Raw genomic sequence first — 13,678 nt, 5'->3', positions numbered from 1 at the left:
GTCATCGTGAGTGGAGCGAAGGATCTAGCGTCTGCGTACAGCTAGATTCGTTGCGATGCTCAGCATGACAAGGAGGTCGACAAGCCATGATGTCTTCGATGTTCGATGCGTCGACGTTGCCGCTGCTTGAGCAGGTGGTGAACTTCACCGAAGCTCGTCACGGCGTGTTGGCAGGGAACATTGCAAATCTCGATACGCCGGGCTATCGGACGCGGGATCTGTCTTCGGAAAAGTTTCAAGGTCGATTGCAGCAGGCGATTGAAGAGCGGACGCGGCCGACTTCGCGAGCCCCCTACCCGGGCGCTCCCGCGTCGCCGCCGTCGATCTCTAGCTTTTCGGCTACTTCGCCCCAGCAACATGAGCACGATCGCAACAAAATCGCAGCCATCAGCGATGACTTTCACGGCATGCTGCGACACGACGAGAACAACTCCAGCATGGAAGAACAAATCAGCGAGATCACGAAGAATCAGCAAGTGCACAACTTGGCGCTGAGCCTGATGACGACCCAGTTCCGGTTGCTGCGCGCGGCGATTACCGAGAGAGCGTAGGCGGCTACGGGTCGTAGAAGCCATCGGCTCCGCCGGTGGACGAAGTGCAAATAGGGCGAGTCGTTCGTATGTCCACCGGCAGAGCCGGTGGCTTTTGTTCGGCGGGGGATGACAGGAGGTCCTGATGTTTCCAATTTTCGACGTCAGCACGAGCGGCCTGGTGGCGCAGCGGACGCGGCTGAACGCCATCTCGTCGAACATCGCCAACATTTCCACGACGCGAAACGAACAGGGACAACCCGAGGCCTATACGCCGCGGTACGTTACGTTCCAGACCGACGCGGCCGTGAATACCAGCGGCGGCGGGTTGGGGGTCAAGGTCGGGTCGGTCGAGTATTCGACGGAGCCCCCGAACATGAAGTACGAGCCAGGCCATCCCGACGCCAACGCCGAGGGATACGTCGCCTACCCGCATATCGACATGACGACGGAGTTCGTCGACGCCCTCGAAGCGACCCGCGCGTACGAGGCGAACATCGGCGTGCTCGAAATCACGAAGGATCTCACCAACCGCTCGCTGCAGATCGTCGCGTAAGCGAGCGCGGAGGGTTTGAACCATGACGTCCATCCAAAACAGCACCACGACGTTCGCTCCGCTGCAGGCGCCTTCGACGACGACGGGTTCGCTGAACTCGCCCAACTCGGCGGGCGAGCCCGGGTCGTTCAAGTCGGCGTTGTTGAAGTCGATCGACGACGTCAACTCGATGCAAATGCAAGCGGACCGGGCCGTCGAGTCGTTCATGACGGGCGGCGACGCCGATCCCGCGGCAGTGCTGACCGCCGTCCAGAAGGCCGATCTGGCGTTCCGGATGATGATGCAGATGCGAAACAAAGTGATGCAGGTTTACCAGGAAGTGAAAGACATTCGGATTTAGGGCATTAGAAGCCCGTCACTTCTCGGAGTGCCTCGAAGTGACAGAGCGCTAGCGACGAGACAGAGCGCTAGCTTGAGTGACGGAATGCACCGACGCAGGAAGCGTCGGCCAGGATGCTTGAGGACCAGGGATGGGATTCTTAAATCAAACCTTCGAGCAAATCCGCGATCTGTTCGCGTCGATGACCCCCGCCGCGCGCATCACGTCGGCGCTGCTGCTGGGCGTCATCGTCTGCAGCCTGGGATTTCTGTTCCAGGGGTACAACGACGCATCGGAAGAGCCGCTGTTCGGCGGCGCCATGTTGCAGCCGGGCGAACTCAATCGCATCGAAACCGCGCTCGGGCAGGCGGGACTCGACGTGCTGCCGACGCAACAGGGACGCATTATGGCGCCGCGCGGCCAAAAGGCGGCCTATCTGGCGGCGATTGCCAACGCCGGCGCCCTGCCCGCGAACTTCCACAATTTGCTGGGCGATTCACTCGAAACGGGCATGTTCGAGAGCGGCAAGATGCGCGACCAGCGCTGGAAGGCCGCCCGCGAGCGCCAGCTGTCGATGCTGATCAGCGAAATGGAAGGGATCGAAGATGCCAAGGTCCTCTACGACATTCGCGAACCGCGGGCGTTCGGCAAGGAGGAGATTACCGCCACGGTCAGCGTGATGCCGGCGCCCGGAGCGATCCTCGATCCGCAGCGGATGAAGCTGATCCGCGAAGCCGTCGCCAAGTCGATCGCCGGGCTGCGCGCTGAAAGCGTGATGGTCGTCGACCGGAGCAACGGTTCGCAGTTTGGCGGCGTCGGCGGCGAAGTCGTCGCCGCGGCGTTCGACGATCCGTACTTCCAAACGCGAACGCTCTACGAACAGCAGATGCGCTCGCGGATTGAGAATCTGCTGAGCCATATCAAGCCGGGCGTGCAGGTGCAGGTCACTGCCGAGCTCGACGAGACGCTTAGCAGCGAAACCCGCTCGGTCCGCCCCGACGGCGACGCGGCGCCGCTTCGAGAACGAAAGAGCAGCGAAGAGAGCATTAATCGGCAGACTGAAGGGGGCGGTCAAGTTGGGCTGCGCGCCCAGGGCCCCAATCGCCAAACTCCGGACCAAGGCGGCACGCGCAACGAGAACACCACGACGAGCGAAGATACGGAAACGGATAATTTCATCCCCCACGTCGAGGAAGTCCGTCGCCAGAGCGGATTGACGCCGAAGCACGTGCGAGCCGCGATCGCCGTTCCCAGCGAGTACCTCATCCGCGTCTGGCGCGAGACCACGCCCGACGCCAAGCCGGAAGACCGTCCCGATACGGCGATGCTGACCAACATCGAAGAACAGGTAAAGTCGAAGATCAAAGCCACGGTCGGCCAGCTCTTTCCGAAAGAGCTCGCCGAAGACCAGCTGTCAAAGGTGGAAGTCACCGTGTTTCAGTCGCTCACGCCGGCTCCCGCGCCTGAGCCGTCGGTCGCCAGCGAGAGCGTGCTGTGGGCTCGTCAAAACACCAGCTCGCTGATTATCGCGGGCATGGCGTTGATGAGCCTGCTCATGTTGCGCTCGATGATCAAGTCGATCCCGACGACTGACAAGGGAGTCGACTTCTCGCTTCCCGATATCCTGCCGAAGAAGAACGAAGCGTCGCAAGCGAGCGGCAAGGGCGGCAAGGGAGGCGAGAGCGAGGGAAGTCGGCCAAAGCTGCGGCTGAAGCGTGGTCCATCGCTGAAGGAAGACCTTTCCGAGTTGGTCAAGGAAGATCCCGATGGCGCGGCGGCGATTCTCCGGACGTGGATTGGGAATGCCGGGTAAGTCAGGGTGACGAGTTCTCTCTCGGCGGGTAACCGAAAACGGACGCAATGAATTACGAGCGCAACGAACGAATCCGGCGAGCGGCGATCCTGGTCGCCAGCATCGACGAGTCGCTGGCGGAGCAGATGCTCGACAGCCTGCCGCCCGCCGAAGCGACGAAGATCCTCGCTGAGGTCGAGCGTCTTGGGGACATTGATCCCGACGAGCAGCGCGACGTTCTCGCCGAATTTCGCCGCGCTGGGCGGCGCGAGCTGAACGGGGCCACGGCCGTAGAGTTTACCTATTCCGCCCCGCAGCCCGTCATCGTCGAACCGCCGGCCGCGGCAACTGTCCCGGCCGCGGGACCGGCCGACGACGCTGCGGCAGCAGCCGAGGCTGCGCTGATCGCCGAGTTGCTCAGCGCCGAGCATCCGCAAACGATCGCGGTCGCTTTGTCGCGGATGAACCACGACCAGGGCGCCGCCGTGTTTGCGGTGCTTGCTCCGCCGCTTCAAGCCGACGTGCTAGAACGGTTAGCCAATCTGCAAATTACCGACGAATCGGCAGTGACCGATCTGGAATCGGAACTCCAACAGCGGATTGAAGTGCAGCGTCAGCGGCGCACCCGCGCGGTGGCCGCCGCCGACTTGGCTCGGCGCATCGTCGCCAAAACGGCGCCGATCCAACGCGACTCGCTGCTCGCGCGGATCGCCTTGCCTGAAGCTCATCCGGTCGCGGCAGCAGCGGATGCCGCTCCCGCCGCCCTTTCCGAACAACAAGCGTTGGAGCTGCAAGCGGCTATCCTAGAGGCGCGCGAGCTAGTCGCAGCACACGAAGAGTCGGTCGACGGCGAATATCAACGGTTGGAAGTGTGGGCCGATGATTCCGACGACGTCGGCGGCGACGATGACACGCTCGATCCGGTGCTGCTAGAAGATCGCTCGCTCGACTTGGAACGGCTCAGCGACGCGGCATTGCTGCGGGCCCTTCAAGCCGCAGACGAACGGACGGTGCAACTGGCGCTTGCTTCCTCTAGCGAACGGTTCCTTCGGCGCGTGGCAGCGAAGTTGCCGCGCGCGGGCGCCGCGCGGCTTCGCATGGCGGTCCGTGCGATCGGACCGACGCGCCTCAGCGACTTACGCGCAGCGCAGCACGAACTGCTTCACCTGGCCGAACCGGCAACCAGCCGAGCCGCGGCCTGATCGAGTAACGACAACGCATGGCGACGATCATCAAAACGCACGGCGGACAGACCGCGTCGGGCCCGACATTGCGCGGGGCGGCGTACGATCTGACCGATATGGCGGCTCAGGCCGACCAGTACCTGGCGCAAATCCGCGCGGAGGCGGTGAAGGTCGTCGAACAGGCCCAGCAGGAAGCAGCGGCGATCAAGCAGCAGGCCGAAGCGGCTGGCAAAAAGGCCGCCGAGGCGGCCATCGAGCGGATCCTCGACGAGAAGGTTGCACAGCAAATGCGGACCCTGACCCCTGCCCTGCAGGCGGCGGCAAAGCAAGTCGAGGACGCCAAGCAAGAATGGCTGCGACACTGGGAGCGGACGGCCATCTCGCTGGCCGCGGCGATTGCGGAACGACTCGTTCGCGCCGAGCTGACGCGCCGCCCAGAGATCACGTTGGAATGGGTCCGCGAAGCGCTGCAGTTGGCCGCTGGCAGCGGCGACATGATGATTCAACTCGCGCCGGCCGATCAGTCAACGCTCAAGAAGCAAGTGCAGCAGATCGCCAGCGTCTTCGCGCCGTTGGCCCACGTCACCGTCACCGCGAGCGAGGCGGTGACGCCCGGCGGTTGCCGCGTCGTGACGGAATTCGGCGTCATCGACCAGCAGATTGAGACTCAACTCTCGCGGATCAAAGAGGAACTTTCATAGCAGGCGCGCCCGGATGCGCCCACTGCTTGATCAAGTAAGCCATGACGACTTTCGCCCCAGAGCTTGAGCATGCGATGACGGCCGGCATCACCGGCAGCGTCGTGCAGACGACGGGACTCACCGTCGCGGTCGCCGGCATGCCGGCGCCGGTGGGAGCGGTTGTCGGCATTGCACGGCAAGGGGGCGGCGAGGTTGAGGCCGAGGTGATCGGGTTTCGCGACCATCGCACGCTGGTGATGCCGCTGGCCGATCTCGACGGCGTCCGCCGCGGCAGCGCCGTGCGGCTCATTCGCACTGCCCGCACCTTGAAAATCGGCGCCGCACTCCTGGGCCGCGTCATCGACGCCCGCGGCCAGTGCATCGACGGCCGGCCGCAGCCAATGGTCCGCGAGCGATTCAAGTTGCAGAACGACGGCGTGACCGCCACCGAACGGCCCCGCATCGACCTCCCGCTCGGTACGGGCGTCCGTTGCATCGACAGCATGCTGATGTGCGGCCGCGGGCAGCGCTTAGGGATCTTTGCCGGATCGGGCGTGGGCAAGAGCGTTCTCATGGGGATGATGGCGCGTTACACCGAGGCCGACGTCACCGTGATCGCGTTGATCGGCGAGCGCGGTCGCGAAGTGAATGAGTTCATCCATCGCGAACTTGGTCCGCAAGGCCTGGCTCGCAGCGTCGTCGTCGTCGCCACGAGCAACGAGCCCGCGCTGCTGCGGGTGCAGGCCGCCTACGCCGCAACGGCGATCGCCGAGTACTTTCGCGACCAGGGAAAGAACGTGCTGCTAGTGATGGACTCGCTCACGCGCTTCGCGTTGGCGCAACGCGAGATTGGCCTCGCCGCGGGAGAACCGCCGACGACGCGCGGATTTCCCCCGTCCACGTTTGCACTTCTGCCGCGCCTCGTGGAGCGCGCCGGTCGCACCGATCGCGGCAGCGTCACGGCCTTCTACTCAGTGCTCGTTGAAGGCGACGACGAAAACGAGCCGATCGCCGACTGCGTGCGCGGCCTGCTCGACGGCCACGTCTGGCTCTCGCGGCGGATCGCCGAACGCGGACACTACCCGGCGATCGACGTCCTCCGCAGCATTAGCCGTTTGGCGAACGACCTCTCGACGCCGGATGAGAAGCAGGCCCGACAGATCCTTCGCGAATTGCTGGCCTCGTACGCCGAGAACGAGGATCTGATCACGATCGGCGCCTACCGCAAAGGCGCCAACCGCACGCTCGACGCGGCGGTCGAGATGCGCGAAGAGATTCACCGGCTATTGAAGCAGCAGGTCGAGGAAAAAGTAGAAATCGCCCAGGTGCGGCAGGCACTGATCGAGCTCGCCGCGAAGTGCACGATGCGGATGAATGCGGCTCCGGTGACGATGGGTCAGCAACCGCAGATGCCACCCATGCAACCTGCCCGACAGGGCGCGGTGATTAAGAAATAATGGCACGCTTTCGCTTCCGACTACAGACGCTCCGCCGCATCCGCGAGATCCATCGCGACGAGCAACGCGGTCGACTTGCAACGGCGTACGAGGCGGAACGAATTCTACAGCACCAGCGTGACGGTCTCGCCGCCGAGGCGGCACAGCACTTAGAGAACCAGCGCCGCGCGATGCGCGAAGGACCGATCGACGTCAACTGGATGCTGACGACGCAGCGGTATCAACTGGCGCTCGAGGCGCAGATCAAAGTCCTGACCGAACAAGCGGCAAAGCTCGCTGAAGAAGTTGATCGGCGCCGCGTGGCGCTGGTCGACGCCGACCGCGAAGTGCGCGTGCTCGACAAGTTGGAAGAAAGGCAGCGGGCGCAGCATCGGCTCGCCGCGATGCGCGCGGAGACAAAGCGGCTGGACGAAGTCGCCGCGGTCCGCTGGGAAGGAACTGAGTAATGGGAATTCTCATTCGCATCCTCTTTCCGCTGATCGGCTACGCATGCGTCGCGACCGTAATTTCCGGCGCACTGGCATACGGCTACCTCGTGAAGAGCGGAAAACTCGACGACGAAAAACTCTTTCGGATCACGGCGATCTTGCAGGACGTCGATCTCGAAGAGATTGAACACGAAGCCCAGGTCGAAGAACCCGGAACCCCGCCCGAAGAACCCTCGTTTGACCAGCAGCGCCGGCAATATCAGACCATCTCGCTGCAGTTCGACGTGAAGGAGAAACAGTTGGCGGACTCGCTGGTCGATTTTGATTACCAACTCAAGCGGCTTAGCGGAGCCACCGAACAGTACGCGCGACTGCGCGCCGAAGTCGAGGAATATCTCGTCGAGCAAGGCAAGCTCGTCTTGAGCGAAGAGATGCAAAAGGTTCGAAAACAACTGGAATCACTTATCCCGAAGAAGCAGGCCAAGCCGATCTTAATCAAGTACATCACCGACGATCGCATCGACGACGTCATCATGCTGCTGGGAAGCATGAAACCGCGCGATCAGGAGGCGATCTTGCGGACGTTCGACGCCCCGGAAGATTTGGAGATGCTCTACCGAATTCAGCGGAAGATGCTCGCCGGCGAACCGGCCAAACCGTTCATCGACGCTCAGTTGCAGACGCTCGAGCAAATGAAGGCGCAGCAGAACTAACGCTGCCGCCGGGAGAAGCCAGGATGCCGTTCTCGCCACTCGATGCACTGATGCAAGTCGTCGCCCCCGCCCGGGCGCTCGAGCCGCCGCCGCGCAACGACGGCCCCGGTGCGTTCGCGCCGGCATTGGAGCAGGCCTACCAGGCGGAATCGCCGCGCCCCCCTGGGCCGCCGGCAGCGCCGCCCGCTGAGGAAAAGCCAAAGGCCGCCGACGCCTCGGCCTCGGGTGAAAAACGCGACTCCGACCGCCCGACGAACGACCTCGCGGCGAAGCCCGAGCCCGCCGACGGCGCCGATGGCCCAGCTGAGGCAGAGGAGGCCAAATCGGGCGATGACGGCGACCAAGACGCCGCCGAAATCTCCGCCGAGGGCGCCGCGGCGATGGGGGTGATCCAAGATGCGAAGAACGTCGAACAGAAGGTCGTCGCCGACGCCGGTGGGATAGAAACAAAGGTTGTCGCGGCGCCGGAAGTCGACGGCAAACCTCCGTCCGAGCCTGCAAAGAACAACGCTGTTCCCACCGGCGAAGAGACGGCAGCCGATGAAGGCGCCGGCGCAAGCGAGCCGTCCGTCGGCAAGTCGGCGCCCGACCTGACCACGGAAGTCGCAGTGTCGGCGCCAAACACGCGCCGTCGCCAGTCCGATGACGAACGCCATAATCGTGAATCTAGCGGTGACGGCAACACGGCGGACCACAAGGCCAATAGACAGCAAGCGGAAGAAGCGAGCGACCCCGTGAGCATCGACGGCGCCGAGGATGCAACTAGCGAGCAGCCACCGGCGGAGCAGAACACCGCCGAAGTATCGGCCGACGCGGACAGCGATTCGCGTGGAGCGCCATCCGCCAAGGAAACCTCCGAGACGGCTGACGACGTCAAACGAGTCGCGTCGAAGAACGACGCGCCGCCGCCGCCGGGAGATGTCGCCGCCGCCGCGCCGCCGACGCTTGGCGAGAACTCGGCAGCCTCGCCAGCCGACGTCGCCGGACCGCCGCCCGCCGCGGTCGTGGGCGACTCAACGACAAACGCGCCCGAGGCCGCTCCGCGCGCACCCGGAGCGATCGACCGGATGATCGGCGGTCATTCGCTCAAAGCATCCAAAGAGTCGAGCGAGCCTAATGGCATGCCGACGGTCGACCGGGCCCGCTTCGTGCAGCGCGTCGAAGGCGCCATGAAGGCCGCTCAGCAGCGCGACGGCAAGATCCAAGTTCGGCTCAGCCCGCCCGATCTCGGGTCCATCAAGATCGAACTCGCTGTGCAGAACGGCGTCCTCTCGGCCAAACTCGAAGCCGAGACGCCGGCGGCCCGCAACCTGTTGCTCGATAGCCTGCCCGCGCTGCGCGAACGGCTCGCGCAGCAAGATATTCGCGTCGACAAGTTCGACGTCGACGTGCGGCGCGAGGGCAGCAACAACGGCAACGGCCAACCGGACGAGCGCGCGGCCAATCAATCCGGCGAACGTCAGCCCGGGCGAAATCGGCCCGCGGCCGTCCGCGCGCCCGGCAACGCGACGGTTTCGTTACGCAGCTCGGCCGCCACGACCTCGAGTGCCGCCGGCCTCGACGTCCGCGTTTAACGGTTCAAATCCCAACACAGAAAATTCTGAGGCGTCCCATGTCATCCATACCCGGAACCGGCGGCTCTAGCGGCGCCAGCGCCGCGAAGAGCGACGCCTACAACAACCTCCACATGGAGGACTTTCTGAAGTTGATGATTGCCGAACTTCAGAACCAGGATCCGCTCAATCCGATGGATAATTCCGAGCTGGTTGGCCAGATCAGCCAGATGCGCACCATCACTGCCACCGACAAGATGACCGAGACGCTCGATTCGGTGTTGCTCGGTCAGAATATCTCCAGCGCTACCAATCTGATCGGCGCCGAGATCGACGCGATCTCCGACGACCAGCAAAAGGTCACCGGCGTCGTTGACCGCGTGAGCGTCTCCGACGGGCAGCCGAAGCTGCATCTCGACTTGAACCCGAAAGCCACCGTCAGCAAGGACGACGGCGAAGTCGAAGCCGGCGAGTATGAATATCGCATCGTCTGGCAAAACGAAAAGGGCGAGAGTTTCTCGGTCGACCCGCTGGCCACGACCGAGTCGAAGAAGCTCAAAGTGGACGAAGACGGCAGCTCAGTGCTCCTCAGCAATCTGCCCGAAACCACCACGACGAAGCAAATCTTCCGGCGCGTCGCCGGTTCGGGCGACTTCCATCTCGTCGGTCAGATTACCGACGCCAAGAAATCGACGTTCGTTGACAACACGGCGACCGACGACCTCTCGAATCTCGTGTTGTCGGGAACGCCGCAGGAGATCAAGCCGCAGCGGACATTCATCGTCAGCCTGAAGAACGTCGGCGAGATCCGCCCGCCTGCACTGTAAATCAAACCATTCGCTGCCGCGGGCGGTCGCAGTTCGTGCGACGACTCGACGGCGTTTCAGCCAAAACATCAAGCGTCCGAATTCGGGGAGTAACTTATGGGTCTTCAATCAGCGCTCAGCACCGCACTGACCGGCATGACGGCTGCCGAAACGTCGATCGACGTTGCCGGCAATAACGTGGCCAACGCGAATACCGTCGGTTTCAAGGAGTCTTCGGTCAATTTCGCGACGCAGTTTTTGCAGACGCAGAGCATCGGCTCGGCGCCAACAGGCAGTCGCGGCGGTACGAACCCGCGGCAGATCGGCCTCGGCGCCAAAGTCGCGGAAATCACGCCAAAGTTCACTCAAGGCACCATCGAGATCAGCTCCAATCCGCTCGACCTCGCTATCCAGGGCGACGGGTTCTTCATTGTGCAGGGCCCGCAAGGCGAACAGCTCTACACGCGCAACGGACAGTTCAAGACGAACGCGAACAACGAGATCGTGACGCTCACCGGTCACCGCGTGCTTGGCTACAGCGTCGACGCCAATTTCGACATCCAGCCGACGGGCTTGTCGCCGATTCAGATTCCGCTCGGCGCCGCGGCGGTGGCCCAGGCGACCGAGAACGTTATTCTCAAGGGCGCGCTCAATCCGAATAGCACGGTCGGCTCGATTCCGGAGATCATTCAATCGGGCATCTTGAGCGACGGCTCGCGCGAGGTGCCCGTCGGCGTGCCGGAGGCCTTGTCTTTGGCGCGTCCCAGCGACGTGATCACCTTCGGCTCCACGGCGGGCGCCACTCTGCCGGCAGGCACCTACAATTACCGGATTGTTTACGTCGATAGCTCGGGTAACGAAGGGCCCGCGTCGAACATCGCCGATACTGCACTTGGCGCCGGCGCGGCCTCGATCAACCTCAGCGCGATTCCGCAGTCCGCGGATCCCGACTTTACGCAGATCCGAATTTATCGCAACAATCCTGCGGTCAACACCGAATACCGCCTCGCCGGGACGATTCCAGCCGGTACGACGACCTACAGCGACAGCACCAGTGCGGCGACGATCGCCGGCAACGCGCTGTTGAACGAGGACACCCTCGGCAACAATAGCTATAGCTACTACGTAACCTTCGTCAACTCGTCGACCGGCGCCGAGAGCCGACCGACCGCGCGGTTCGGACCGATCACGGCCGACTCGATCAATCAGCCGCGCATCCGGCTCGACGACATCCCCCAGCCGTCCGGCACGGGCGAATACGATCAGATCAAGATCTACCGCAACGTCGCGAACAATCCGACCAAGTTTTACGAGGTTGCTCAGATTGGCACCGGCGTGTCGTTCATCGACTCGACGCCCGACGCCGACATTACCGGCAATCCGGAAATTAATCTCGAAGGCCCGCCAATCAACTTCGGCATGGCCTTGGTCGACGTCGTGTCGCGCAGCGGCGCTGACTACAACCACCTGTTCGACGAAGGCGTCCTGACGTTCTCCGGCGACAAGGGCGGTCGGCAGTTGGCCGAGCGGTCGTTGACCATTACCGCCGCCACGACCGTGCAAGACTTACTGACGTTTATGGACGAGTCGATGGGCGTCTTGAAGTCGGCGCCCGAGGCGACGTTTCCCGATAGCGTTTCGTACGGCGGCACGATTGTCGATAGTCGACTGCAATTCACGTCGAATATGGGCATCGAGAACGCCCTCGGCGTCGACTTGTCGGCGTTCCGCTTCACGCCCACCGGCGGCACGACCGAGGTCGTCCAGCTGCCGTTTACCACCGTCCAAGAAGCCAATGGCGAAGGCGCCACGGCCGACTTCGTCGTCTACGACAGCTTGGGCACGCCGATCAACGTGCGCGTGACCACCGTGCTGGAATCCGTCGACGCCACCGGCGCCCGTTTCCGTTGGATCGCGACCTCGCCGCAGAACGCCGAAGAGACTGGCGTCAACATCGAGGTCGGCACCGGCGTCATCACCACCGACGGCGACGGCAAGTTCGTCTCGGCCACCGACGACCGCATTGCGATCGGCCGCGGTCAGTCGCCTGCAAACTCGCCGCTGGAGTTTCAACTGAACTTCAATCAAGTGACGGGTCTTGCGGAGGATGAGAACTCGCTCGCCGCGGCGTCGCAGGACGGTTTCCCCGCCGGTACGTTGACCAGCTTTATCATCACCGAATCGGGGCGCATCCAGGGCGTCTTCAGCAACGGCAGCTCGCGCGATCTCGGTCAGTTGCGGATGGCCCGGTTCGCCAACAATGGCGGTTTGCAGCAAGTCGGCGACAATATGTTCAGCACCGGCGTTAACTCCGGATTGCCGATCGAAGGCAACCCGGGCGGCGGCGGCATGGGCGCCGTCACCACTGGCGCCGTGGAGCTGTCAAACACCGACATCGGTCAGAACCTGATTGAGCTTATCCTTGCGTCGACCCAATACCGCGGCGGCGCTCGAGTGATCACCGCGGTTCAGCAACTCCTCGACGAACTCCTCGCCCTCCGGAGGTAATTAGCGTCTTTCAGCCCCGGGCTCCGCAGCTTATCCGACTGCTGACATGATGCGCATTCGCCACGGAGAGCACAGAGGCCGCAGAGAAGACGACCGCTGGATCACTCCCATCGCTTTTCTCCGTGCTCCCCGTGTTCTGTGGTTAACTCGTTATTCGCAAAGCATTTCGAGCAGGGCGGCGGTTGAATAAGCTTCTTCGCCCCGGGCGCAGCGCGGCGATCAAGTCGTTATTCCCTGAGGCGAACCGACCCCCGAAAGGACCCCCGTTTGGCCGTCTTCGCCAACGTGCCGGTCGCGCCGGTTGTAACTTCCCTGCGCCTGGGAATTCCGAGCTAGACTTGTGCGCCCTCTCGGCCGCGCGTCGCGGTTTTGCCGAGGGAGGTCTCGGCAAGGAATTTCCCACATGTCCGCCTCAGCCCACGCCCCCGCGCCAGCCGGCGACGCCCCCGCCAAGCGGGGGCCCGGCATCATGACCTTGGTCAAGGGGCTCGCCTTCGTTTCGGTCATCGTGCTGATCGAGGTCGCCGCGGCGACGGCGTTTTTGCCGTCGGCCGAGCAGACGCGTGAAACGGGGCGCCAATTGCTCGCAGCGCAACGCGGCGTCGATGCCGCCGAACCGGCAGCCGCCCCCGCGACGGCCGAGGACGAAGCAGACGCCCACGAGACGCCCGCCAGCGGCGGGCACGGAGAAGTGAATAGCCAAGCGACTATGGAGCTCAGCCTGGGGCCTTACCATGTGATTGCCTTCAATCCATCTACCGGCGCCAGCATGAGCATCGACTTCGAGCTGTTTGGCGTCGTGCTAGCGGCGGACGAACCAGAGTTCAACGAACGCTTTACCCTGCATGCAAAACGGTTGAACGAGCAGGTCACGATCGCCATCCGCGGCATGGAGTCGGCCGACTTCACCGATCCCGGGTTGGGCTTGATCAAACGAGTCGTTTTGGAGAAAGTCAACCGCGCTTTGGGCAAACCGCTCGTCCGCGAGGCCGTCTTCAGCGAGTTCGCCTTTATCGAACGTTAGCACCGATCGAATTGAAGGCCGCCGCGCCCGATGTTCGATGCTAAAAGATAGGCGTATTGCCGGCGCCAGCCGCGATGCGCCGCAAGTTGCGTCGGCGGAAGGACCTGCCCACGCCGTTGCCGAACTTA

General features: G+C 63.3%; 13 protein-coding genes. All 13 read left to right on the top strand.

Annotation, left to right across the window (positions count from 1 at the left end; genetic code table 11):
* The first annotated feature begins 86 nt into the window (after window positions 1–86).
* Complete coding sequence (locus tag I41_RS16690; RefSeq protein ID WP_145434048.1) at window positions 87–551, top strand: flagellar basal body rod protein FlgB; 465 nt, start codon at window positions 87–89, stop codon at window positions 549–551.
* Window positions 552–675: 124 nt separating this feature from the next.
* Window positions 676–1,086 carry a flagellar basal body rod protein FlgC gene (flgC, locus tag I41_RS16685; RefSeq protein ID WP_145434047.1) on the top strand — a complete coding sequence of 137 codons (411 nt, stop codon included), beginning with the start codon at window positions 676–678 and terminating at the stop codon, window positions 1,084–1,086.
* A gap of 22 nt (window positions 1,087–1,108) precedes the next feature.
* Window positions 1,109–1,426, top strand: a complete 318-nt coding sequence (fliE, locus tag I41_RS16680) for a flagellar hook-basal body complex protein FliE (protein WP_145434046.1) — start codon at window positions 1,109–1,111, stop codon at window positions 1,424–1,426.
* Between the two features lie 130 nt (window positions 1,427–1,556).
* Window positions 1,557–3,218 carry a flagellar M-ring protein FliF C-terminal domain-containing protein gene (locus I41_RS16675; protein ID WP_145434045.1) on the top strand — a complete coding sequence of 554 codons (1,662 nt, stop codon included), beginning with the start codon at window positions 1,557–1,559 and terminating at the stop codon, window positions 3,216–3,218.
* Between the two features lie 47 nt (window positions 3,219–3,265).
* Entirely contained in the window at window positions 3,266–4,399 is a 1,134-nt protein-coding gene (locus I41_RS16670) for a FliG C-terminal domain-containing protein (protein WP_145434044.1), read from the top strand.
* A 17-nt stretch (window positions 4,400–4,416) separates the two neighbouring features.
* Window positions 4,417–5,082, top strand: coding sequence for a FliH/SctL family protein (locus tag I41_RS16665; protein ID WP_145434043.1), 666 nt, complete (start codon window positions 4,417–4,419; stop codon window positions 5,080–5,082).
* A gap of 41 nt (window positions 5,083–5,123) precedes the next feature.
* Window positions 5,124–6,518, top strand: a complete 1,395-nt coding sequence (locus I41_RS16660) for a FliI/YscN family ATPase (RefSeq protein WP_145434042.1) — start codon at window positions 5,124–5,126, stop codon at window positions 6,516–6,518.
* Window positions 6,518–6,964, top strand: a complete 447-nt coding sequence (fliJ, locus tag I41_RS16655) for a flagellar export protein FliJ (protein ID WP_145434041.1) — start codon at window positions 6,518–6,520, stop codon at window positions 6,962–6,964. The genes I41_RS16660 and fliJ overlap by 1 nt, the downstream gene beginning before the upstream one ends.
* A complete protein-coding gene (locus I41_RS16650) occupies window positions 6,964–7,659 on the top strand; it encodes a hypothetical protein (protein ID WP_145434040.1) in 696 nt (231 codons plus the stop codon). Before fliJ ends, I41_RS16650 begins: the two co-directional genes overlap by 1 nt.
* Window positions 7,660–7,682: 23 nt before the next feature.
* Window positions 7,683–9,233, top strand: coding sequence for a flagellar hook-length control protein FliK (locus I41_RS16645; RefSeq protein ID WP_145434039.1), 1,551 nt, complete (start codon window positions 7,683–7,685; stop codon window positions 9,231–9,233).
* A gap of 38 nt (window positions 9,234–9,271) precedes the next feature.
* A complete protein-coding gene (locus I41_RS16640) occupies window positions 9,272–10,039 on the top strand; it encodes a flagellar hook assembly protein FlgD (RefSeq protein ID WP_145434038.1) in 768 nt (255 codons plus the stop codon).
* 96 nt (window positions 10,040–10,135) lie between these two features.
* Window positions 10,136–12,526: a flagellar hook-basal body complex protein gene (locus tag I41_RS16635; protein ID WP_145434037.1), complete on the top strand. Its 2,391-nt coding sequence runs from the start codon at window positions 10,136–10,138 to the stop codon at window positions 12,524–12,526.
* Between the two features lie 403 nt (window positions 12,527–12,929).
* Window positions 12,930–13,550, top strand: a complete 621-nt coding sequence (locus I41_RS16630; protein WP_145434036.1) for a hypothetical protein — start codon at window positions 12,930–12,932, stop codon at window positions 13,548–13,550.
* Window positions 13,551–13,678: the final 128 nt, after the last annotated feature.

Origin of the sequence: Lacipirellula limnantheis, from assembly GCF_007746075.1 — a bacterium.
Lineage (GTDB): Bacteria > Planctomycetota > Planctomycetia > Pirellulales > Lacipirellulaceae > Lacipirellula > Lacipirellula limnantheis.
This window is presented reverse-complemented; position numbering and strand designations above follow the sequence as displayed.

Coding starts and splice junctions, on each gene's coding strand:
- I41_RS16690 (WP_145434048.1), top strand. CDS start 87: ATGATGTCTTCGATGTTCGATGCGTCGACGTTGCCGCTGCTTGAGCAG.
- flgC (WP_145434047.1), top strand. CDS start 676: ATGTTTCCAATTTTCGACGTCAGCACGAGCGGCCTGGTGGCGCAGCGG.
- fliE (WP_145434046.1), top strand. CDS start 1,109: ATGACGTCCATCCAAAACAGCACCACGACGTTCGCTCCGCTGCAGGCG.
- I41_RS16675 (WP_145434045.1), top strand. CDS start 1,557: ATGGGATTCTTAAATCAAACCTTCGAGCAAATCCGCGATCTGTTCGCG.
- I41_RS16670 (WP_145434044.1), top strand. CDS start 3,266: ATGAATTACGAGCGCAACGAACGAATCCGGCGAGCGGCGATCCTGGTC.
- I41_RS16665 (WP_145434043.1), top strand. CDS start 4,417: ATGGCGACGATCATCAAAACGCACGGCGGACAGACCGCGTCGGGCCCG.
- I41_RS16660 (WP_145434042.1), top strand. CDS start 5,124: ATGACGACTTTCGCCCCAGAGCTTGAGCATGCGATGACGGCCGGCATC.
- fliJ (WP_145434041.1), top strand. CDS start 6,518: ATGGCACGCTTTCGCTTCCGACTACAGACGCTCCGCCGCATCCGCGAG.
- I41_RS16650 (WP_145434040.1), top strand. CDS start 6,964: ATGGGAATTCTCATTCGCATCCTCTTTCCGCTGATCGGCTACGCATGC.
- I41_RS16645 (WP_145434039.1), top strand. CDS start 7,683: ATGCCGTTCTCGCCACTCGATGCACTGATGCAAGTCGTCGCCCCCGCC.
- I41_RS16640 (WP_145434038.1), top strand. CDS start 9,272: ATGTCATCCATACCCGGAACCGGCGGCTCTAGCGGCGCCAGCGCCGCG.
- I41_RS16635 (WP_145434037.1), top strand. CDS start 10,136: ATGGGTCTTCAATCAGCGCTCAGCACCGCACTGACCGGCATGACGGCT.
- I41_RS16630 (WP_145434036.1), top strand. CDS start 12,930: ATGTCCGCCTCAGCCCACGCCCCCGCGCCAGCCGGCGACGCCCCCGCC.